This window comes from Streptomyces sp. NPDC005402 (genome assembly GCF_040606575.1).
Classification (GTDB): domain Bacteria; phylum Actinomycetota; class Actinomycetes; order Streptomycetales; family Streptomycetaceae; genus Streptomyces.
On sequence record NZ_JBEXFB010000002.1, the window covers coordinates 197483 to 219358 of the forward strand.

At 72.2% G+C, this 21876-nt stretch carries 16 protein-coding genes and 2 pseudogenes; 6 read left to right on the top strand and 12 right to left on the bottom strand.

Features of this window, described 5'->3' with window-relative positions:
* Positions 1-44: 44 nt before the first annotated feature.
* Positions 45-869, bottom strand: coding sequence for a Tat pathway signal sequence domain protein (locus ABZT02_RS04060; RefSeq protein ID WP_356013983.1), 825 nt, complete (start codon positions 867-869; stop codon positions 45-47).
* A gap of 195 nt (positions 870-1064) precedes the next feature.
* On the opposite strand from ABZT02_RS04060, the gene glgX reads away from it, so the two are divergent.
* Together glgX and treY are read left to right on the top strand one after the other, a co-directional pair.
* Positions 1065-3197: a glycogen debranching protein GlgX gene (gene glgX, locus ABZT02_RS04065; protein WP_356013984.1), complete on the top strand. Its 2133-nt coding sequence runs from the start codon at positions 1065-1067 to the stop codon at positions 3195-3197.
* Between the two features lie 282 nt (positions 3198-3479).
* Positions 3480-5837, top strand: coding sequence for a malto-oligosyltrehalose synthase (gene treY / locus ABZT02_RS04070; protein WP_356013985.1), 2358 nt, complete (start codon positions 3480-3482; stop codon positions 5835-5837).
* On the opposite strand, the pseudogene ABZT02_RS04075 reads toward treY, so the two are convergent.
* Positions 5838-6029 (bottom strand): annotated as a pseudogene (locus ABZT02_RS04075) (LysR family transcriptional regulator); the annotation flags it as partial.
* On the opposite strand from ABZT02_RS04075, the pseudogene ABZT02_RS04080 reads away from it, so the two are divergent.
* Together ABZT02_RS04080 and ABZT02_RS04085 are read left to right on the top strand one after the other, a co-directional pair.
* A pseudogene (locus ABZT02_RS04080) lies at positions 6029-6208 on the top strand (dihydrolipoyl dehydrogenase); the annotation flags it as partial. The pseudogenes ABZT02_RS04075 and ABZT02_RS04080 sit on opposite strands and share 1 nt — an antisense overlap.
* A gap of 175 nt (positions 6209-6383) precedes the next feature.
* A complete protein-coding gene (locus ABZT02_RS04085) occupies positions 6384-7634 on the top strand; it encodes a M14 family zinc carboxypeptidase (protein WP_356013987.1) in 1251 nt (416 codons plus the stop codon).
* A 52-nt stretch (positions 7635-7686) separates the two neighbouring features.
* Here the strand turns inward: ABZT02_RS04085 and ABZT02_RS04090 are convergent, their stop codons facing one another.
* The 3 genes from ABZT02_RS04090 to ABZT02_RS04100 form a co-directional block, all read right to left on the bottom strand.
* Positions 7687-8118, bottom strand: coding sequence for an SSI family serine proteinase inhibitor (locus tag ABZT02_RS04090; RefSeq protein WP_356013989.1), 432 nt, complete (start codon positions 8116-8118; stop codon positions 7687-7689).
* Positions 8115-9479, bottom strand: a complete 1365-nt coding sequence (locus ABZT02_RS04095; RefSeq protein ID WP_356013991.1) for a M14 family zinc carboxypeptidase — start codon at positions 9477-9479, stop codon at positions 8115-8117. The genes ABZT02_RS04090 and ABZT02_RS04095 overlap by 4 nt, the downstream gene beginning before the upstream one ends.
* A gap of 138 nt (positions 9480-9617) precedes the next feature.
* Positions 9618-10169 (bottom strand): DUF1707 and FHA domain-containing protein, encoded by a 552-nt coding sequence (locus ABZT02_RS04100; protein WP_356013993.1) that lies wholly within the window; start codon positions 10167-10169, stop codon positions 9618-9620.
* A gap of 173 nt (positions 10170-10342) precedes the next feature.
* Between ABZT02_RS04100 and treZ the strand changes: the two genes are divergently transcribed.
* A complete protein-coding gene (treZ, locus tag ABZT02_RS04105; RefSeq protein ID WP_356013995.1) occupies positions 10343-12088 on the top strand; it encodes a malto-oligosyltrehalose trehalohydrolase in 1746 nt (581 codons plus the stop codon).
* A 20-nt stretch (positions 12089-12108) separates the two neighbouring features.
* Here the strand turns inward: treZ and ABZT02_RS04110 are convergent, their stop codons facing one another.
* The 4 genes from ABZT02_RS04110 to ABZT02_RS04125 form a co-directional block, all read right to left on the bottom strand.
* Positions 12109-12642: a hypothetical protein gene (locus ABZT02_RS04110; RefSeq protein ID WP_356013997.1), complete on the bottom strand. Its 534-nt coding sequence runs from the start codon at positions 12640-12642 to the stop codon at positions 12109-12111.
* A gap of 81 nt (positions 12643-12723) precedes the next feature.
* Complete coding sequence (locus ABZT02_RS04115; RefSeq protein ID WP_356013999.1) at positions 12724-13671, bottom strand: aminoglycoside phosphotransferase family protein; 948 nt, start codon at positions 13669-13671, stop codon at positions 12724-12726.
* A 58-nt stretch (positions 13672-13729) separates the two neighbouring features.
* Positions 13730-14854: an aminopeptidase P family protein gene (locus tag ABZT02_RS04120; RefSeq protein WP_356014001.1), complete on the bottom strand. Its 1125-nt coding sequence runs from the start codon at positions 14852-14854 to the stop codon at positions 13730-13732.
* 147 nt (positions 14855-15001) lie between these two features.
* The gene (locus ABZT02_RS04125; protein ID WP_356014002.1) at positions 15002-15625 is read right to left on the bottom strand and encodes a LysE family translocator; all 624 of its coding nucleotides are present in this window, start codon (positions 15623-15625) and stop codon (positions 15002-15004) included.
* Positions 15626-15754: 129 nt separating this feature from the next.
* Between ABZT02_RS04125 and ABZT02_RS04130 the strand changes: the two genes are divergently transcribed.
* Entirely contained in the window at positions 15755-16510 is a 756-nt protein-coding gene (locus tag ABZT02_RS04130) for a metallophosphoesterase (protein ID WP_356014004.1), read from the top strand.
* 63 nt (positions 16511-16573) lie between these two features.
* On the opposite strand, the gene ABZT02_RS04135 is transcribed toward ABZT02_RS04130, so the two are convergent.
* The 3 genes from ABZT02_RS04135 to cyc2 all read right to left on the bottom strand — a co-directional run bounded on the left by ABZT02_RS04135 (position 16574) and on the right by cyc2 (position 21775).
* A complete protein-coding gene (locus tag ABZT02_RS04135) occupies positions 16574-17164 on the bottom strand; it encodes a PDZ domain-containing protein (protein ID WP_356014005.1) in 591 nt (196 codons plus the stop codon).
* 325 nt (positions 17165-17489) lie between these two features.
* On the bottom strand, positions 17490-19358 hold the full coding sequence (gene phsA, locus ABZT02_RS04140; protein WP_356014006.1) for an O-aminophenol oxidase PhsA: 1869 nt from the start codon (positions 19356-19358) through the stop codon (positions 17490-17492).
* A 257-nt stretch (positions 19359-19615) separates the two neighbouring features.
* Positions 19616-21775 (bottom strand): germacradienol/geosmin synthase Cyc2, encoded by a 2160-nt coding sequence (cyc2, locus tag ABZT02_RS04145; protein ID WP_356014008.1) that lies wholly within the window; start codon positions 21773-21775, stop codon positions 19616-19618.
* Between the last annotated feature and the right edge of the window lie 101 nt (positions 21776-21876).

The window sequence follows — 21876 nt, forward strand, 5'->3', positions numbered from 1 at the left end:
TTGCGGAAGGAGCAGGTGGGAAAACTGGACGGAGGGAGGGCGGATCAGCTCTCGAGCTTGGCGACCTTGCGGGCGCTCAGATCGATCACGAAGGCCCTGGCGTCGATCCATGGGCCGTTCTTCACCTTCGGGAACAGCCGCACGCAGCGGTGCTCGCCGCACTTGTCGAGCACGGCCGGCTGCCCGCCCGGGACGGCCCGGTACACGGCGCCGGTGAGCAGCAGCTGGTTCGGGTCGGTGAGTTCCTTGTCGGTGGCGTCCTTGTAGTCGGCCTTCAGGTCGGCGCCGAGCGGGTCGGCGATCAGAAGGCTCGCGGCCTCCGCGTACTCGGCGCTGCTCAGCGGCGGCTGGACGCCGTGCTGGGTGCCGGTCGCGACGACCTTGCCGCTGTCGAGGTCGACGGTCCTGGTGACGAGGGTGTCGTCCCGGTAGTCGTAGAACGTCACGTTCGCGCGCCGGGGCGCGTTCGGGTCGTCCAGTTCGCCGACCTTGGGGTCGGCGAGGTCCACGGTGAGGCGCTCGGGGCCGCGGTCGCCCTCGACGTCCTCACTCGCGTTCATCAGCTGCGGGTTCACAGCGAGCTGCTCGACCCGCTGGATCTCGTCGTCGGTGAGCGGGTCGCGGCCCTTGCCCTTCTCGCCCTCGGCGGCCGGCGCCTTTTCGACGACCCCGGGCGCGACGGCCCCGTCCGCGCCCGCGGCCTGTCCGGCCTGCGCCGCGGACTGTCCCGAGGCCGTTTTGCCGCCTCCCGTGTCGTCCGCCCCCGCGGTGCCCGGCAGGGTGATCCCGACCATCACGGCGGTCCCGGCCACCGCGATGGCCGCACCTGCCACCACCTTCCCGAGGTGGCGGTGCACTATCTTGCGCACATCTTCCCCCTACTCCCCGGGTACTCCGGGAGTACGTGTCTGCCCCAAATGGTTCGGCTCAGGACGATCCTGTGATCGCACTGTGCACCGGTCGATCGGTAAGAGGGACGTAAGTCATAGGTGGTTCCATCACTTTCGGGGACACTCGGGGCCAAGGCGCCACACGCGGCGCGGGAGAGCTGAAAGAGTCGTTTCATGCAGGTCTGGCCTGGAGAGGCGTATCCACTCGGTGCCACGTACGACGGCGCCGGTACCAATTTCGCGGTCTTCACGGAGGCCGCGGACCGAGTAGAGCTGTGTCTGCTGCACGACGACGGCTCGGAAACGGCGGTGGAACTGCGCGAGAGCGACGCGTTCGTGCGGCACGCGTATCTGCCCGGCGTGATGCCCGGACAGCGCTACGGCTTCCGCGCGCACGGCCCGTACGCACCTGAGCGCGGCCTGCGCTGCAATTCGTCGAAGCTGCTGCTCGACCCGTACGCGCGCGCGATCAGCGGTTCGATCCGCTGGGGCGAGGAGGTGTACGGCTACCACTTCGACTCGCCCGACAAGCGCAACGACCTCGACTCGGCGCCGCACACCATGACGTCGGTCGTGGTCAACCCCTACTTCGACTGGGGCGACGACCGGCGGCCGCGGATCGGGTACCACGAGACGGTGATCTACGAGGCGCATGTCAAGGGCCTCACCATGCGGCACCCGGGGCTGCCCGAGGAGCTGCGCGGCACCTACGCCGCGCTCGCGCACCCCGCGATCATCGAGCACCTGGTGGAGCTCGGGGTCACCACCCTGGAGCTGATGCCGGTCCACCAGTTCGTGAACGACCACCGCCTGGTCGACATGGGCCTGAACAATTACTGGGGCTACAACACGATCGGGTTCTTCGCCCCGCACAACGCGTACGCCTCCTGGGGCGACCGCGGCCAGCAGGTCCTGGAGTTCAAGTCGGCGGTCAGGGCGCTGCACGAGGCCGGGATCGAGGTCATCCTGGACGTCGTCTACAACCACACCGCCGAGGGCAACCACCTGGGCCCGACGCTGTCCTTCAAGGGGCTCGACAACCCGCAGTACTACCGCCTGACCGACGACCAGCGGTACTACATGGACACCACGGGCACCGGGAACTCCCTGCTCATGCGGTCCCCGCACGTACTACAGCTGATCATGGACTCACTGCGGTACTGGGTCACCGAGATGCACGTCGACGGCTTCCGCTTCGACCTCGCGGCGACCCTGGCGAGGCAGTTCCACGAGGTGGACCGGCTGTCGTCGTTCTTCGACCTGGTGCAGCAGGACCCGGTGGTCTCCCAGGTGAAGCTGATCGCCGAACCGTGGGACGTCGGCGAGGGCGGCTACCAGGTGGGAAACTTCCCGCCGCTGTGGACCGAGTGGAACGGCAAGTACCGCGACACCGTACGGGACCTGTGGCGGGGCGAGCCGCGCGCGCTGGCGGAGTTCGCGTCCCGGCTGACCGGTTCCTCGGACCTCTACCAGGACGACGGCCGGCGCCCGCTGGCCTCCATCAACTTCGTCACCTGCCACGACGGGTTCACCTTGCACGACCTCGTCTCGTACAACGACAAGCACAACGAGGCCAACGGCGAGGACAACCGGGACGGCGAGAGCCACAACCGGTCCTGGAACTGCGGGGCGGAGGGCGAGACCAACGATCCCGAGGTGCGGGAGCTGCGCGCCCGGCAGATGCGCAACTTCATCGCCACGCTGATGCTGTCCCAGGGCGTGCCGATGATCAGCCACGGCGACGAGGTCGCGCGCACCCAGCGCGGCAACAACAACGCCTACTGCCAGGACAGCGAGCTGGCCTGGGTGCGCTGGCCGGAGGAGGCCGGGGACGGGGCCGCGGGGATGGGCGCCGAGTTGCTGGCCTTCACGCGCGCGATGGTGTGGCTGCGCAAGGACCATCCGGTCTTCCGGCGCCGCCGCTTCTTCCACGGGCGGCCCGTGGAGGGCACCCACGACGAGCTGTCGGACATCGCCTGGTTCACCCCGCAGGGCAAGGAGATGACCCAGCGGGACTGGGACCGGGCGCAGGCCTCGGCGCTGACGGTGTTCCTCAACGGCAACGCGATCTCCGAGCCCGGCGCCCGCGGGGAGCGGATCACCGACGACTCGTTCCTGCTGATGTTCAACGCCTCGCCCAAGACGCTGGACTTCGTGGTGCCGGTCAACCACGGCCGGCAGTGGGAGGTCGTGGTCGACACCGGCCGCCCCGACGGGGTGCCGCCGGGCACGGGGGCGAAGGTGCAGGCCGGGGACCGGCTGACGCTGGTGGACCGCAGCATGGCGGTGTTGCAACGGCCTGTCTAGCGGGTTTGTTCGGCGGGGTCGGCGGTGCGTCCGGGGTACGAGGCCGGGGCGCCGTCGGCGTCGGGACGGGACCGTGCCGTCGTATCGCCGACGTCGGGACGGGACGGTAGCGTCGCGTCGTCTGCGGCCGGCGGCGGCGTCGGGCGTCGGCGTCGGGACGGCACCGTTCCGTCGTGCCCATGGGCACGTCGGAACGACGGGACGGTCGTCCCGACGTCCGCGTCCCACGCGCATGGCGCACGCGATGACACGAAAGGCCGCAGGGCGGGTACTTAGCTCTGCATGACACCTGAGCGACCCGACCCGTACGCGGTGCCGACGGCCACCTACCGGCTGCAGCTGCAGCCCGAGTTCCCGTTCGCGGCAGCGGCGGCGGCCGTGCCGTATCTGGCCTCGCTGGGCGTCTCGCACCTGCACCTGTCCCCCGTCCTGGAGTCCGTCCCCGGTTCGACGCACGGCTACGACGTCGTGGACCACGGGCGCGTGCGCGGGGAACTGGGCGGCGAGGACGGGCTGCGGGCACTGTCGCGCACCGCGCGGGAGCACGGGCTCGGCCTGGTGACGGACATCGTGCCGAACCACATGGCGATGGACCCGCGCCACAACCGCGCCCTGTGGGAGGTGCTGCGGGAGGGGCCTAAGTCCCCGTACGCGCGATGGTTCGACATCGACTGGGAGGCACAGGGCGGCCAGGTGCTGCTGCCGGTGCTGGGGCACCCGGTCGGCGCCGAGCTCGACAACCTCAGGGTGGACGGCGAGGTGCTGCGCTACTACGACCACGTGTTCCCGCTCCGCGAGGGCACCGGCGAACTCCCCCTGCCGCAGCTCCTGGACGCGCAGTGGTACCGGCCGGTGTGGTGGCGGCTGGCCCGTACGGAGCTCAACTACCGGCGTTTCTTCAGCATCTCGGAGCTGATCGGGGTGCGGGTGGAGGACCCGGAGGTGTTCGAGGCCACCCACTCCAAGATCCTCCAGCTGCTGCACGAGGGAGTGGTCGACGGGCTGCGCGTCGACCACCCCGACGGCCTCGCCGACCCCGACACCTATCTGCGACGGCTCCACGAGGCGACCGGCGGGCGCTGGACGGTCGTGGAGAAGATCCTGGCGGACGGGGAGCAGCTCCCCGCGGCCTGGCCCGTGGCGGGGACGACGGGCTACGACGCCCTCAGGCACATCGACGGGCTGTTCACGGACCCGGCGGGGTTCGGGGAACTCCTCGGCCAGTACCGGCGTTTCGCCGCCCCCCAGACCGACCGCGGCGGCGACTGGGCGGCGACGGCACGGCGGGCGGCGTACAAGGTGATCACGCACGAGCTGGCCGCCGAGACCGACCGGCTGACCCGGGTGGCGGCACGCGTGTGTGCCACGTCCCCGGAGCCCGCGCTGCGCGACCGCGCGCCCTGGGCGCTGCGCACCGCGCTCCAGGAACTGCTGGTGCGGATGGAGGTCTACCGGCCCTACGGCTCCTCGGACGCCGCCTCTGTCGTCACCGAGGAGGCCGCGGCCGAGGCCCGGCTCGCCTTCGTGATCCCCGAGGAGGCGGGCGCGGTCGACGTCGTACGGGATCTGGTGCTGGGGCGGGCCGGTGACGGGCCGGACCAGGTGGAGTTCCGGACCCGGTTCGCGCAGACGGCGTCGGCGCTGCGGGCCAAGTCCGTGGAGGACACGGCGTTCTACCGGTATGTGCCGCTGCTGTCGGCGACCGAGGTGGGCGGCAACCCCGGGAGCCCGGCCGTCTCGCCCGAGGAGTTCCACAGCTACTGCACGCGCGTGCAGCGCGACTGGCCGCTGACGGGAACCGTGGTGTCCACGCACGACACCAAGCGCAGTGCCGACGTGCGCGCGGCGCTGGCCGTGCTCACCGAGTGCCCGCGCTGGTGGGCGGACACGCTGGCCGAGGTGACCCGCACCGGCGACGGTGTACCGGACGCGCAGCTGGCGTGGGCGGCCTGGCAGGCGGTGTTCGGGCTCGGCCCCGCGGCCCCGGAGCGGGTGCGTGAGGCACTGCTGAAGCATGTGCGCGAGGCGGGGCTGTACACGAGCTGGACGGAGCAGGAACCGGCGTACGAGGAGGCGGTGGCGGAGTTCGTCACGGCCGGGCCGTGCGGGCCGCACGGCGAGCAGGTGGCCGCGTTGCGGAGCCGTCTGGCGCCGCACATCCGCGCGAACGAGCTGGGCACGGCCCTGGTGCAGCTGACGATGCCCGGGGTGCCCGACGTGTACCAGGGCACGGAGGACGAGTACCTGGCGCTGGTCGACCCGGACAACCGGCGGCCCGTGCCGTTCCCGCCGCAGGACTCCGGCGACAAGGGCGCGCTCACGGCCGGCGCGCTGCGGCTGCGCCGACGCCGGCCGGACGTCTTCGGCGACGCGGCGACGTACACGCCGCTGGCGGCGGAGGGGCCCTCGGCGGCGCACTGCCTGGCGTTCGCACGCTCCGGGGAGGTGGTCACCGCGGTGACCCGGCTGTCGCTGCGGCTGGCGGAGGCGGGCGGCTGGGGGGAGACGGTGCTGCCGTTGCCACCGGGCGTCTGGCGCGACGTACTGGTACCGGAGCGGGAGTTCTCCGGGCACGCGCGCGTGGCGGAGCTTCTGGGCGAGTCGCCGGTGGCGCTGCTGGAGCGGGTCGCCGCGGACTGACTAGGCGCGGGTGAGCGGGGCCGGTGCGGCCGCCTGCGGCCGGGTCCTGCGCAGGAGGTCCGCGAAGGCCTCGGCCGCGCCGGTGAGCGGCACGCGTGCGAAGACGGTCATGGAGCGCTTCCCGACCGGGTCGTGCGAGAGGACCATGCAGTCCTCGCCGACCGCCGAGCGGACGATGTGCGAGGGCGCCGCTAGGGGTGCGTCTGGTGGGACCGCGCGTGTCCGAGATGGTCGCCGAGAGTCAGCTCATCGTCGGCTGGTACGCCGAGCCCGCCGACGTGGCCCGGCATGTGCACCCGCATCCGACGCTGTCGGAGGCGGTCGGCGAGGCGTTCCTGACGCTGGCCGGGCGCGGACTGCACCAGCAGTGATGCCGGGCCGCTACCGCGGGCGCGGGGGCGCGGGCGACCTCGTTGGCACCCACGGCTCTGCCGGCTGACGGTAAATGCATCCGGGCGCCCCCTGGAGGCTCCCCCACGGCGTGCTTGACAGCTCAACCAGACCGTGGGGTACTGCGGATTGCGAGGCCGGTCGGACATATCGGGGGTGAGTCTGCTGCCGGAGCTGCGCTATCCCACGGTGACCGAACTGGTTTGGTCCGCGCGGACGTTGGCCGCACAGCGGCCCGGCGTCTGCCGACTGAGGCAGGTGGGTGTCTCGCGCGCGGGCAGGCCCCTGCATCTGCTGTCGATCGGCCACGCCCGGCGAGCCGTCCTGGTGGTCGCGGGCGCCCACTCCAACGAACCGACCGGCGGCCCCGCGGCCCTGGCGGTGGCCCGACGGGTGCTGGCCGAGCGGGCGTTGAGGAGGGGCACGTCCTGGCACTTCCTGCTGTGCGCGGATCCCGACGGGGCGAGCCTGCATGTCACCCCGGCGCCGCTCAGTCTCTTCGACTACCACCTCGGCTTCTTCCGGCCTGCCGGGGCGGAGCAGCCGGAGTGGGCACCCGCGATGCTGCCGCCCGACCGGCTGCCGCCCGAGACCCGCGCCCTGACCGGGGTGATCGACGAACTGCGGCCCTATGTCCAGGTGACCCTGCACGGCACCGATCTGGGCGGCAGCTGGGTGCAGTTGACGAAGGACGTGCCGGGCATCGCCGAGCCGTTCGCCAAGTCCGCGGCGGAGCTGCACATCCCGGTGGAGACCGGTGCCTCGGACGCGGCGGGCTGGCCGGCGTCCGGACCCGGGGTGCATGTGATGCCGGCGCCGGGCGCCGGGGCGGCGTACCCGAGCATGCCGGACGACGCGCGGCACAGCACCTGGTACCACGCGCACCGCTACGGCGGCCTGACCGCGGTGGTCGAGGTACCGATGTGGGCGAGCGACCTGGTGGACGATCCGGCGCCGCATCCGGCGCCGGCGGCGGCGATGCGGCGGCTGGCGGGTCGGCTGCTGCGCCAGTCGCGTGCGGTGGACCAGGTGCTGGCGGACGCGCTGCCGCGGCTGGAGGGCGCGGGCGGGCCGCTGCTGCGGGCCGCCACCTGGGGCCTGGAGCTGGTGCCGGGTCTGGCCGCGGACTGGATCCACACCCGGCCCGCCGACGACACGAGGGCGTACATCGGCAGTGTGGACGCGTTCTCCCGCCGGCTGCCGCTGCGGGCCGCTGCCATGCTGCTACGGGTCCTGCGGGAGGCCGACGACCGCGCGGCGCCGCGTCTCGAGCGGCTCGTCAAGGCGTGGAGCGATTCCTTCGCGGAACGTTTCGGTGCCCGCTGGGTGCCGTTGGAGCACCAGATCGAGCACCAGGCCCGCACGGTCGTGGCGGTGGCGTCGCACGCGCGCGAAGGGGCGGACTGAGCCGATGTCGCACCACGCGGGTGTGCGTCACCGCGCGCCCCGAGCCGCGTCCTCAGCTCTCCAGTGCGAAGACCGCCCCTGTCCGCGCCCGCATCACGCAGCCGTTCGAGAAGGTCTGCCGGTACTCGACCGGTCGGCCGTTCCACTCTCCGCGGGCCTGGGCGGTGACCGGCGCGTAGAGCATCGGGCAGTAGCCGTCCGCGGGCTCAAGGGCGTCGAGGTCGCCGCCGACGGAGTCCAGTTCGGCGCAGGCCTCGGCGGCACGGCCGTGGCCCTGGGGCGGGTCGCACAGCAGGAGGGTGCCGCGGGTGTCACTGGAGCGGCCGTCGCCCGTGGTCACCATGAGGTAGAGGTGGTCGGTCCCGGCGGAGGACCCGGCCGTCGCGGGGGCCGCGGCGGCCAGGAGCAGGACGGACGCAGCCGCCAGACCCACGTGTGCCGCTCGCCGTACCGTTGTCGTTGTCGCTGTGATCGTGGACGTCATTCCCGATGCATCGGCACGGCGGCCTCGGATCCCCACCCCGGCTCACCCGAACGGGAGCACGCGGGCGCGTGCCGCGCGGCGAGCTCGAAGGCGGCGAGCACGACCCGCGACTGGTACTCGATCTGGCGCGGGACCGGGATCCAGCGCGCCCCGCAGCCGTCGCGGTAGTCGGCGCACCAGACGTCGATGAGCCGGTCCAGTTCCGGCAGCGCGCCGGCCGGGTCGGCGCCCGCGCGGGTCACGAGCTGGTGCAGGAGCCCGGCCGTGCGCAGGGCGAGGCGCCGTCCGGCGATGCGCAGCGCGGCCAGGTGACCGGTGCTGAGCGGGGGCATGGGGCGGCCGCCGTCGGTGACGTCGGGGTCCCAGGCGTCGGCGAGTCCGGGGCAGACCAGTAAATAGTCCTCGACGGGGGCGAGCAGCCGTGCCGCGTCCGGGGCGGCCGAGACGTGCGGGCGGATCCGCGCCAGGACGTCCTCCAGGAGCCGCGCGTCCCGGCGCAGCGTGTGGCTGACGGTGCGCAGCACGGCGGCCGCGTCGGCGGGTGTGCTGCCGTCCTCGACGGCTGCCACGCCCCACATGGGCGCCTCGACGACGGCGGTCACGGTGCCGTGCCGGTGCGGGTGGTACCAGGTCGACTCGACCGCGGCCTCGGTGATGGCGGCGGCCAGGTCGCCGCGGCGGGGCGGTGGGATCCGGTAGACGGCGGGGCCGAGACACGGCCAGTAGAGGGTGTCGTACGGGCCGAGCTCGCGCGGGATGCGCAGCCGGGCCGCGGTGTGGGCGACGCGCCGGGCGAGGCCGGGCAGGTCGCGGGTGAGTTCGACGAAGCCGCCTCCGACGTCGACCCCGTGCAGGGAACACTGCAGGAAGGGCCGCAGTTCGTCCTGGAGGGCGAGGAGGGTACGGGTCTCCGGCAGTGCGGCGGCGTCCGCGCCGTCGGGCAGCCATTCCGGCTGTTCGCCGAAGCCGGGCCGGAAGAAGTTACGGAAGTAGCGGCCGAGGGAGTACGGGCCGCGCAGCCAGCCCTCGTTGCGGCGCAGGCCGTCGGGGTCGAGGCAGAGCAGCAGGTTCCAGGTGGCGTCGGCCTCGACGGTGAGCCGGGGGTCGGCCAGGGCGCGCTCGGCCAGCCTGAGGACGGTGCCACCACCCACGGGCTCATTGGCGTGCGGGCCGGCGACGACGAGGGCCTGACGGCTGCCGTGGCCGACGGAGAGCAGCCACAGGGGGTTGCCCGCGCGGGAGGTGCCGGCGCGGCGCAGTCGGGCGTCCGCGGGATGGCGGGCGACGAGCGCTGCGGCCCGCGCGCCGAGCTCGTCGACGGTCGGGTAGCGGAGGAGGGGCGGCAGGGCACACCTCCACAATGTGGTGCCGTCGGTTCACCTGGTGTGCAGGGTGTACGCACAGTCAGTCACGACTTGTGGGGTACGTCAACACCGCGCGACGGAAAGGGTTTTGGGCCGCGACCAGGCGTAAAGCCCAGGCCAGAGGTGAGGCTGGGCTCAGTTGACCGCGAGCCGGAAGGCCATCCGGCCGAACCCGACCTGATCACCTTCGCGGACGACGGCGGCGCCGATGACCCTTCGGCCGTTGACCGTGGTGCCGTTGGTGGAGCCGAGGTCGCGCAGGACCCACATGCCGCCCTGCCGGCTGAGTTCGGCGTGGACGCGGGAGACCGTCTCGTGGGTCAGCCGCAGGCCGTTCGCCGGGTCGCGGCCGATGCGCAGCGCGTGGCCGCTGCCGGGGTGCGGCAGCAGCAGCTTGGGCAGGCGCTCGGCCTGCCAGGCCCTGCGCAGCCGCACGGTGAAGCCGGAGACGGCCTCGACGGTGCCGAACACCAGCCGGGAGACGCGGCTCTCCTGGGGCAGGTCCGCGGTGAGCGCGGCGAGTTCGTCGGACCGGCGGGCGACGAGGGCCAGTTCCATGCGGCGCACGAACGTGTCGTGCGACAGGCGGCCCATGGCGACGCCGTCACGGAGCACCTTCAGCACCTTGTCGCGCTCAGCGTCGGACAGCCGCGCGGGGTACGTGTTGAACTCGAAGGACGACGTCACGTTGGTGATTGTCGGGCAGTGAACCCCGGGTGTCCAGAAAACGAGACAACGGCCGCCCCCCGCGCGTATCTGACGACACCTGCCGCAAAGGGGAGGGTTCCACAGCGGATTGATCTCGTTTGAAGCACCATGGACGGGCTACATCACGGTGAACAGACGAAGGGGAACCGTCCGTGCAGTTCGAGGTGTGGGCACCGCAGGCCGGCCGAGTGACGCTCCATTGCGAGGGCGCCACGCACGCGTTGGAGCGCGATCCGGAGCGCTCGGGATGGTGGTGGGGCGAGGCGGAGGCCGGGGACGGCACCCGGTACGGCTTCGCGCTGGACGACGGCCCCGTGCTGCCCGACCCGCGCTCGCGCCGTCAGCCGGACGGCCCGGACGGACTCAGCGCCGTCGTCGAGCACGAGCGGTACGCCTGGCGTACGCGGTGGGCGGGCCGTCCACTGCCGGGAGCGGTCCTCTACGAGCTGCACGTGGGCACGTACACGCCCGAGGGCACCCTGGACGCGGCCGCCGCCCGCCTGGACCATCTCGTCGAACTCGGCGTCACCCACGTCGAGTTGATGCCGCTGTGCCCCTTCCCGGGGCGGCACGGCTGGGGCTACGAGGGGGTCTCCCTGTGGGCGGTGCACGAGCCCTACGGCGGTCCCGAGGCCCTGAAGCGTTTCGTCGACCGGGCGCACGAGGTGGGCCTCGGTGTCGTCCTGGACGTGGTGCACAACCACCTCGGCCCCTCCGGCAACTACCTGCCCGTCTTCGGACCGTACTTCACGGACACGCACCACACGCCCTGGGGCTCCGCGGTCAACCTGGACGCCCCCGGCTCCGACGAGGTGCGCGCGTATCTGCTCGGCAGCGCGCTCTCCTGGCTGCGGGACTACCGGATCGACGGCCTGCGCCTGGACGCCGTGCACGCGCTGGCCGACACGCGCGCGTGCCACTTCCTGGAGGAGCTGTCGACAGCTGCCGACGCCCTCTCCACCGAACTGGAACGGCCGCTGTTCCTCATCGCCGAGTCCGACCTCAACGACCCACGGCTCATCACGCCGCGCGCGCAGGGCGGTCTCGGGCTGCACGCGCAGTGGAACGACGACTTCCATCACGCCCTGCACACCGCGCTGACCGGCGAGTCCCAGGGCTACTACGCGGACTTCGCCCGCGCACCCCTGGCCTCGCTCGCCAAGACCCTCACCGGCGGCTACTTCCACGACGGCACCTACTCCAGCTTCCGTGGCCGCAGCCACGGGCGTCCGCTGGACCGCACGCGCACGGCGGCGCACCGGCTGCTCGGCTACTCTCAGACCCACGACCAGGTCGGCAACCGCGCCCAGGGTGACCGGCTGGCGGCGTCCCTCTCCCCCGGCCTGGTGGCCTGTGCGGCGGCGCTCGTGCTGACCGCGCCCTTCACGCCCATGCTGTTCATGGGTGAGGAGTGGGCGGCGAGCACGCCCTGGCAGTTCTTCACGGATCACACCGATCCGGAGCTCGCGGAGGCCGTGCGGCGGGGCAGGCGGCGGGAGTTCGCCGAGCACGGCTGGGCGGAGGAGGACGTGCCCGACCCGCAGGACCCGGCGACCCGCGACCGCTCCTGCCTCGACTGGTCCGAGCTCGAACGCGAGCCGCACGCGCGGGTGCTCGCCTGGTACCGCCGGCTCCTCGCGCTGCGGCACGAGCAGCCGGACCTCACCGACCCCGACCTCGCCGACACCAAGGTCGCCTACGACGCGGACCAGCGCTGGCTCGCCTTCCGCCGCGGGGACGTCCGGGTGGCCGTGAACCTCGCGAAGTCGCCGGTGGCCATCCCTCTGGGCCCCCGCGAGGCCCGCGTCCTGGCGGCCTGGGAGCCGGTGGAGGCACCGGGCGCGGACGGGGTGCTGCATGTACCCGGGGAGTCCTGTGTGGTGCTGCTGCAGTCCTGACCTCACGGGGCTCCTCCCCTTCACGGGGTGACCGGCAGGGCGTATCTCCCCTGATGGCTGACGCGGGTCTGCAGGACACGACCGCGGACGACGATGAGCGCGAGACGGACGACGACCTCGCCGAAGGCCATGAGGACCAGGGCGGCGACCCACGCCTGCTCGCCGGTGAGGTCGTGGTCCACGGAGAAGCGGGCCACGTGCTCCGCGCCGGAGAGGCGGGAGGACCAGACCGCGAAGCCGAGGCGGAAGCCCATGCTGATCACCCACAGTGCCGCCGCGCCCAGGGTGGCCTTGACCCGTATGTGCCCGTCCGCGTACCGGACCCGGGTGATCAGGCCTCCGGCCAGACCGAAGGCGACACCGGTCCCGGCGAACGCGCCGATCAGCACGGGGTCGTTGCCGGCGGTGGGGATGTCGTGCAGGTAGGTGGCCGCCGCCCAGCCGATCAGTACCAGTGGCAGCAGGATCGTGCGAAGCGTCAGCTTCTCCTCCCGCAGCTGCCGGAAGACCACCAGGAGCAGCGCCAGGTCGATGAGCCAGTCGGAGATCGTCATGCCTCGACTATCCGGCTCCGGCACGGTCGCGCGCCTCGACCCGGGGGTGGAAGCAGGGTGGAAAAGTCCAGGTGGAGCCGCCTACAACTCCGCGTCGTCCGTCTCCTCGTCCCGCAGCTCGGTGACGCGTTCCAGGAGGATCGCCTCCCAGGCCCGCCGCAGCCGGGTACGCAGGAGGGGAAGGGGCTCGGCGGCGCGCCCGTCCAGGCCCGCGGCGAGGCGGATCACGGTGTCGCAGCGGGCGAGCCACAGTCCGCGCAGGCACGGGCGGGCGCCGTACCCGGCGAGCGTGGCGGCGCGGACGGCGGCGGGCGAGCCGACGGCCAGCGCGAGGCCCGCGATGTCCTCGGCGGGGTCGCCGACGACCGTGTCGGTCCAGTCGAGGACGCCCCGCACCCGGCCGTCGGCGCTGATCACGAGGTGGTCGCCGGTCAGGGCGTGGTGCACGAGGACCGCACTGCCGGGCTGCGCGGCGAGCTGGACCGCGGCCGGCGAGGTGAGCTGCTGGAGCCGGGCGGGGTCGAACTCGTCGGCCTTGCGCAGGAGTTCGGCGGCCCGGCCGGCTTCCCGGCGCAGCGCCTCCAGGGAGCGGGGGGCGACGCGTGGGACGCCGAGCGCCTCGGCCTGCCGTACCGGCACCTCGCGCAGCCCGGTGAGCAGGCCGGCCAGGTCGGCCTCGCCGACGGCGGACACGTCGTGCTCTTCCGCCGAGCCGCCGGGGACCTTGGTGTCGAGCGTGTAGGCCAGCCCGGGCGTCCACTCGCCCTGCGCCACGCTGGCAGGCACCGCGACCGGGACGTGCGGGCGGATCAGGTCGCGCAGCCGCAGTTCACGGCGTCTGCGCACGGAGGCCTCGCGGTCGCCGGCGAGGCGCAGGACATGGCGGGTGCCGACCCACCAGGTGAGGTGCCCGCCACCCTCGGCGACGGGCCGGACCTCGGGCCCGCCCGCGTCGGGTGGGCTGTCCTTGAGCAGGGAACGGACCAGTCGGCGGACCGTGTCCGCGGTGGGTGTCGGTGCCTGGGTCATGGTCGCGCCGTAGTCGCTCGGGGGTGGAGGGGCTCCTCGGGGGCTCGGTCAGTCCCGGTCAGTCCACTATGACCATCTCGCGGGTCGTGTCGTTGAGTCTGCGGCCGCCGTCCTCGGTGACCGTGACGATGTCCTCGATGCGTACCCCGAAACGGCCCGGCAGATAGACGCCGGGCTCCACGGAGAAGCACATGCCAGGGACCAGGGGCTGTTCCTCGCCCTCGATCATGTACGGCGGTTCGTGTGTGGTGACGCCGATGCCGTGGCCGGTGCGGTGGATGAAGTACTCGCCGTACCCGGCGTCGGCGATGACCGCGCGGGCGGCCCGGTCGACCTCCTGGCAGGGCACCCCGGGCCGTACCGCCCGGAAACCCGCCTCCTGCGCCGCGCGCACGAGGTCGTGCACCCGGCGCTCCTCGTCGGTGGGCTCGCCGACGTGGACCGTGCGGGAGGTGTCGGAGCCGTAGCCGTCCTTGAGGCCGCCGAAGTCGAGGACGACCATGTCACCGCGTTCGATGACCCGGTCCCCGACCTCGTGATGCGGGTTGGCGCCGTTCGGCCCCGAGGCGACGATGGTGAAGTCGACCTGGGAGTGGCCGAAGCGACGCAGCAGGTCGGCGAGGTCGGCGGCCACCTCCGACTCCCTGCGGCCGCCGAAGGGAACCTTCCGGATCTCCTCGAACGTTGCGTCTGCGGCCGCTCCCGCGGCCGCCAGCAGCTCCAGCTCCGCCGCGTCCTTGACGGCGCGGAGCATCGGCAGGGCCTCGGTGAGGGAGGCGTACGACGTGCCGGGCAGGGCCTTCTGGAGGCCCAGGAGGTGCATGGCCCAGGCGTTGTCGCTGACGCCGTACCGGCCGTCGGCGTCCAGGAGGGCGGCGGTGGCGGCGTAGGGGTCCTTGCCGTCGGTCCAGTCCCGCAGGGCCAGGGCGCTCGCGCCGGTGGCCTGGGCGGCGTCCGGGGCCTCCAGGGTGGGCACGACGAGGACGGGCTCCTGGCCGGGGGCGAGGACCAGCAGGGTGAGCCGTTCGGTGACGGCGGTGGGCGCGTAGCCGGTGAGCCACACCAGGTCCGGGCCCGGGGCCACGAGGAGTCCGGCGAGCCCGGCCTCGGCGGCCGACCGTGCCGCGCGCTCCATGCGGGCCTTGTAGTCGTCGGCGGCGAAGGGCGCTGCGGTGCCGGTCATCCGGGCCTCCCTGGGCGGTGATGGTCTTGGGCAGCATCCTGCCCGGACGGCGAGGGGCGCGCGAGCCGGTCGACACGTCTTTCGCACGGACCCGCCTTTCACACGGACCCGCGTTTCGCACCGACCGGACGGGGCGTCGGGCGTACGTCAGCTCTCCAGGGCCATGCGGACGCCGAGGAGCAGCAGGACGCCCCCGGAGACCTGCTCCAGCCGTCGGCGCACGCCCGCGCGGGACAGCACGGCCCGCAACCGGCCGACGAACCACACGTAGAGGCCGTAGTAACCGGTCTCGTAGACCGCCCAGAGTGCGGCGAGGCCGACCATGGCGGGCAGGTGCGGGGCGCCCTCGGGCACGAACTGCGGCAGGAAGGACATGGCGAAGACGGCCGCCTTGGGGTTGGCGAGGTTGAGCAGCAGTCCGGCGCGGTAGGCGGCCCAGCCGGTCCTGCCGGTGCTCTCCCAGCCGCTCTCGTCGGCGGCCCCCTTGGCGCGGCGCGCCTGCCGCAGCGCCTGGACGCCGAAGGCGACGAGCACGACGGCACCGACGATCCGCATCACGTCGTAGGCGATCTCGGAGGCCGTCAGCAGTGCGGTCAGGCCGAGCGCGGCGACGACGCCCCAGATGAACACGCCGGTCTCGTTGCCGAGCACGGTCAGGAAGCCGGAGCGCCTGCTGTGCAGCGACTGCTTGATGATCAGCACGGTGCTCGGGCCGGGTGACGCGGCGATGAGCGTGCAGGCTCCCAGGAAGGCGATGAGCGAGGTCGGCATGGGCTCATCGTGGCCTCGGCGGCCGGATCCGGACCAGTGGTTTTCCACCCCGACCGACGGAAGCGACTTGATCGGGACCACTGCTAATGCTTGGATCAATCAAAACCATTAGAGCAGGGGGGGTATGTCGTGCTTGTGCTCGCACACATCAGCGATCTGCATCTCGACGGGACCGCACGGGCGACGGAGCGCGCCGAGCGGGTACGTGACCGGCTGTGGCAGCTGCCCGGGCCGGTCGACGCCCTGCTGGTGACCGGCGACATCGCGGATCACGGCGCCGAGGCGGAGTACGAGGAGGCCGCGCGGATCCTGGGACTGCACGAGGGCGACCCGCCGTTCCCGGTACTCACCTGCCCCGGCAACCACGACAGCCGCGCCCCGTACCGCAAGGCCCTGCTGCGGCAGCCCGCGACCGACGGACCGGTGAACAGCGTGCGGGTCTTCGACGGCGGTGCGGTGCTGATGTGCGATTCGAGCATCCCCGGGAGCGACGAGGGGGCCCTGGACGAGGAGACGTACGACTGGATCGAGGCGACGCTCGACGAACTGGACGGGAGTCGTCCGGCCTTGCTGGCCTTCCATCATCCACCGGTGGCACTGCACCACCCGCTGCCCGACTCCTATCAGCTGGACGGGGCCGGGCGGCTGGCCGCGCTGTTGGAGCGGCGGCCCGAGATCGCCGGTCTGATCACCGGGCACGCGCACACGCCCGCGGCGACCGTGTTCGCCGGTCGGCCCCTGGTCGTCGGGCCCGGTGTGACCTGGACGCTGCGGCTGCCCTGGGAGGGCGAACAGATCGCGGACCGGGACGCGCCGGTCGGTCTGGCCTTTCATGTGCTGGACGACGAGGGACGGCTCACCACGCACTTCCGGGTGGTCACGTGAGCTCGGGCCCGAGCCTGCGGGTGACCCACCGGTACTGGGTGCGCGCCGTGGGCGGCCTCGCGGTCAGGTGACGACTCCCGGTACGGCCGTCAGCTGCTGGTAACCGCCGCCACGGTGGCGGACCGTCAGTACGACGGTGCGGCCGGCCCGGGCGTCCGCGACGGCGCGCGCGAGGTCGCCGGCCGTGTCGATGCGGGTCCGGCCGAAGGCGAGGAGTACGTCGCCGCGCACCAGGCCCGCCTGGTAGCCCGGGCCGGGGACGTGGACTCCGACCACCAGCGCGCCCGCCTTCTCGGCGTCCACGGCCTCCAGGCCGAGGGTCGCGACGGCGGGCGGGGGCGAGGGGGCGGTCGTCGGTGCCGCGGACGACGGGGACCGGCCCGGGTCTGCCGTGGCGGACGGGCCGCTCTGGTGTGCCCCTGCCTGCCGTTGGAGTTCGGCCAGTTTGCTCATGCCGATCACCGTGGCGCCGACCGTCCCGAGACCCACCCCCGACAGCACCAGGACGGCCGCGACGAGCAGGCCGAACAGCAGGGTCGTGAGCCGGTGTCCGCGGCGGCGCGCGGCGTGCGGGTGCCGGGTGGGCCCGGACTTCCTGCCGACGCCGGGTTCCTGACCGGGCATCGGCTTGGGGCGCAACGCAGTCTGTTCCATCGATCGCCTCCGGCTGGATCACCACCGGCTGGTTCCTACCCGGCGTATCGGTGCGCGACGAGCCACGAACGAGTGAGACTGACGGGAGGTCAGGAGCGGAAGCGGGGCACGCGGGTGACCGCCGCCGACCGTGGGCCGGGGGCAACAGGTCCTGGCCGTGTCGGGCGGCACGTCACGGGTCGCCACCCGCAAGGTCACGCCGGCCGCCGGGAGTGAGGTGCGGATTCGCGGTCCGAGTGCTGTGGGCGCAGGCGCGAGCCGTGGTGGAGCGGCGGCGCGCGCGGAGTGCGTCAGTCTGCGTGACTCACCCCGCACGCGGAGAACGTCAGCCGGTGTGGCCCTCGCCGTGGCCGCCGTGTGCCCCGCCGTGGTCGAACTTCAGGGCCTCCGGGGGCATCACGACGAAGGGCCGCATCATGCCCATGTCCTCGTGCTCCAGGAAATGGCAGTGGTACATGAAGCGGCCGTACGCCCCGTCGAACTTCCCCATGATGCGCAACATCTGGTTCCCCGGAACCCGGTAGACGTCCTTGTAGCCGAGTTCGTTGGGCGCCAGGGGAATCGTCCTGGACGGGTCGTAGGTGATCGGTGTGCGGGTGCCGCCGACCGTCGCGTCGAAGCCCGTCACCACGTACGGGTCCCGGCCCAGCGCCTGGAAGTCGGCCAGGTGGATGTGCATCGGGTGCTGGATGGGTGCGAGGTTGAGGAAGCTCCACTGTTCGTGGCTGCCTTCGGCGATGGTGAAGCCGAGGCCGTCGTTGAACGTCCGTGCCGTGCGCCGGTACGTCTTGGTGGTGCCGTCCGCGCCGGTGACCTGGATGATGCCGTCGGTCGGGAACTGGATGCCGCTCACGTCCGCGACCTCGGTCATCTCCCAGATTTCCGGATGGCCCCCGGAGCCCTTGGTGCCGGGCGGGGTGAGCACGATCAGACGGTGGCCGTGCGCGATGTCGTGCGTGTAGCGGCGGAAGGAGCCGGAGAGCATCTCGGGCAGCTCGAAGCTGTCCGACTCGCACTCCTCCTGGACCCGGAACTCCATGACCGCCGGGTAGCGCACCCCGCCCGCCGGGTCGGGCACACCCGCCGGCTGGTTCGGGCCCTTGTTGACCAGGCGGAGCGTGCGGCCCGCGAAGGCACGGAAGTCGACGAGCAGGTCGAAGCGCTCGGCGGGGGCCGCGGTCAGCGTGGGCAGCGCGCCGTCGAAGTCGATCGGCACCGGCCGCGGCAGCAGTCCGCCGTCGCTGCCGATCTGGTGGACGATCCCCGACACCGGGTTGTCGTCCTCGTCGAGGAGCACGAGGTCGTAGATGCGCGCGTTCGACGCGTTGACCAGCCGGAAGCGGTACCAGCCGGCCTCGACGTCGGCGTACGGCCAGATGCGGCCGTTGACGGTGGTGTACGGGCCCGCGAACGGGATGGTGACCGGCTTGCCCGTCTCCGGGTTCTTCTCCTGGACGATGAGCGTCTTGTGCAGCAGCCGTCCGTTGAGCCGCCCGTCCTCGTCGGTGTCGAGGTTGCGGTCGGCGAGCAGCAGCGGGATCTCCCGGTCGCCGCACGGCAGCCGGAGGGCGTCCTCCTCGTCGTCGCGGACGAGGTAGGTGCCGTAGAGGCCCGCCATCACGTTCCACCGGGTGATGTTCATGGCGTGGTCGTGGTACCACCACTGCACCGCCTGGTGGTCGTTCGGGTACTCGGAGAGCTGGGCGTCACCGAAGCCGACCGCGTTGTCCGCCCAGCCGTCGTTGCCGCCGCCCGTCTGCGCGCCGTGCAGGTGGGTCACCGACCAGGCGGGCAGGGCGGCGACGTCCTTGTTGAGCTCGGCGCCCTCACGGCCGGGCAGGGTGGGCGAGGCCGGCGGCAGCACCTCGACGGAGGTGACCGGGTACTCGCTGCCCTTCGGGATGCGGTTGGTCCAGGCGATACGGACGCGCTGTCCGCGCCGCACCTCGATGGTGGGGCCCGGCACCCGGCCGTCGTAGCCCCACATCAGGGTCGGCGGCAGCTGCGGGTGCAGGCGCACCCAGGTGGGGCGCAGGGCGATCTCCGTCTCGCGCAGCGCGTCACCGGAGGCGGGGCGCAGGACGGGCGGGACGGGCAGCGGTGCGACGTACGGCGTCAGCTCGCCCGGCGCCGCCGACTCCCCCTCCCGCGGGTTCTGGTCGCTCTCGGTGATCCTTTCGATGATCTCGGTCAAGGTCCGAACACCCCCGTGTGTTCTGTTGACTGTTCCCCGTACCTCGTCAGACTCCGGACACCCCCACGAAGTTCCCTGAATGCCCCATTCCGGACGGGAAAGTTCGGAAACCGCATACGGAACGGCAGATTCCGTTGTCAGTGGCGGCTGTTACGTTCAGTGACATGACCGCTCACGCCCTGGGACCTCACGACGAACCGGTTCGCCTGCACACGGCCCGCCCCGCCCCGCCGGACGCCACTCGCTCAGCCGCCGGGTCAGCCCGCCAGGGGAAGCGCCGGCGGCCGGTCCGGGAAGAAGCCGTGGGTCCGGCCGGCCAGGTGCTCGGCCTTGTAGCGGTCGACCGTGCGGTGCCAGTGCAGGATGCCCGCCATCCAGTGCTGGAGGTCGGTCACATAGCCCCGCATGATGTCGCGCGCCTCCTCGGAGAGCCCGAAGTCGTCGTAGACGACCGGTAGTTCATGTGCGGCGACATGCTCGAACTGCTGCATGCGCTGGGTCATCAGGTCGTGGACGACACGCAGCGCGGTCGGGTAGTCGATGCTGAAGAAGTTCTGCACGACAAGGATCGCGTTGTGGACCTCGCCCTCGTACTCGATCTCCTTCTGGTAGGAGAAGACGTCGTTGACCAGGCACGCGTAGTCGACGGCGGCGTTCTCCAAGGAGCGCACGGGTCCGCTGCGGTAGACCTCCGGCGGGACGGCGGGGCCGTGGCCCATCCGGCACATGCTCATGGTGAGGTCGGAGCCGAAGGTGGCGCGCCGCATCTCCAGGTAGTCGACCGGGTCGGGGACGCGGTGCTGGATCTGGTTGGCCAGCTCCCAGATCCAGCTCTCGGTCATCACGTTCACGGCGTCCTTGAGGGTGCTCCGTTGGTCGGGAGTCATCTCTGCGGTGGTGCGGGCCCACAGGTCGATCAGGCCGCGCTCCATGGCGTTGACGGGGACGACGGTCTGCTCGCCGTCCAGTGGCATGCAGTCCGACAGGCGCTGTGTGGTGAGCCGGGCGGCGGCGAGGTCGCGGCGGCCGCCGTAGACGAGGGGGTAGTAGTCGTCGCCGTAGGTCCCCCAGGCCAGCCAGTTGGAGCTCAGGTCCAGGGCCTCGGGGCTCGCGTCCGGGTCGATGCCCGCCGAGCACAGGGGAAGGTCGGCCGCGGCGAGCTTGTCCTCGTCCCAGACGCCCTCCTGGAGCATGCCCATGCGGTGCGCCCACTCGGCGAGGCGGGGGCGGGCGCCGGGCAGGTGCGGGCTGAGCTCGTTCCGGAACGGCATGTAGAAGTCGGGCAGCAGCGACGGGCCGACCTTCTGGAACGGCACATGCGTGTGGGCGCGCAGCCGCTCGGCGCCGGCCGCGGCGAGCAGCGCGCCGACGTCGGCGGCCGAGGTGCCGCGACCGGTCAGGGTCTGCCAGGGCGAGGTGGTGTCGGCGCGGGCGTTCATGTAGCGGCTGGAGCGCATGTGCCATTCGTGGCCGCCGGACTGCCAGTCCTGGAGTCCCTGGGTGTACCGGGCGACGGCGGTCACCTCGGCCGGGGTCAGACCGTTCTCCAGGGCGACCGCGGGGACCTCGGTGAGGGCGGTGTGCTCGAACTGGTGGAGGCGGGAGGTGAGGACGTCGTTGACGGTGTCTGCGGCCTCCTGGGTGGTGCAGCCGAAGAAGGTCTCCAGGACGAGGACGCCGTTGCTGAGTTCGCCCTCGTCCTCGACCTCGCGCTGGTAGGAGAACAGGTCGTTGCGCAGGTGGACGGCGTCGGAGAAGGTCTCCATCAGCACCCGAAGGGGTCGGGTGCCGGCGACGGACGACGGTACTTCGGCCGTCGCGTACTCCACCAGACCGGCCGACCAGGGGGCGCCGCCGACCTTGCGGCGCATCTCGATGTACTCGACGGGGTTGGCGATCCGCCCCTCGTTGATGTTCGACAGCTCCCACAGGGACTCGTTGAGCAGATGCTCGGTGGCGACGGCGAAGCGGCGGCGCCAGTCGGTGGACATCGACGGCACGGTCCGCGTCCACAGGTCGGCGAGGCCCGCCTCGACCGGGTTCTGCGGCTCGGGCATCGGGGTCGCCAGGTCCATCGGCATGAACAGGGGCAGCCGGTCGAGGTAGGCCTTGCCGCCGGCGCGGTCCTGAGTGCGCTTGAAGGTCTCCAGGAAGTGGTCGTCGAAGAAGAACACCCACACGTACCAGTCGGTGATGAGCGAGAGGGCGGGGCCGTCGCAGTCGGGGTGTGTGTAGGCGCAGAGCAGGCCGTAGTCGTGCGCGTCGAGGTCGGACTGCTCCCAGATTCCGGACCCCTCCAGCATGCCCATCTCGCGCGCCCACACGGTCGAGTGGGCTCGGGCCTCGTCGACGTGCGGGTTCAGCCGCGCGGGGTACGGCATGTAGAAGTGCGGGAGTTCGAAGGGCTGCTGCGTCATGAGCCGGGCCCTACCCAGGGCTCTGCGCGGGCATCCGCCGCAGCACACATGATCACACCATCGCGTGAATCCGGACAGAACTCGGGAGTTCTCGGCGGGAC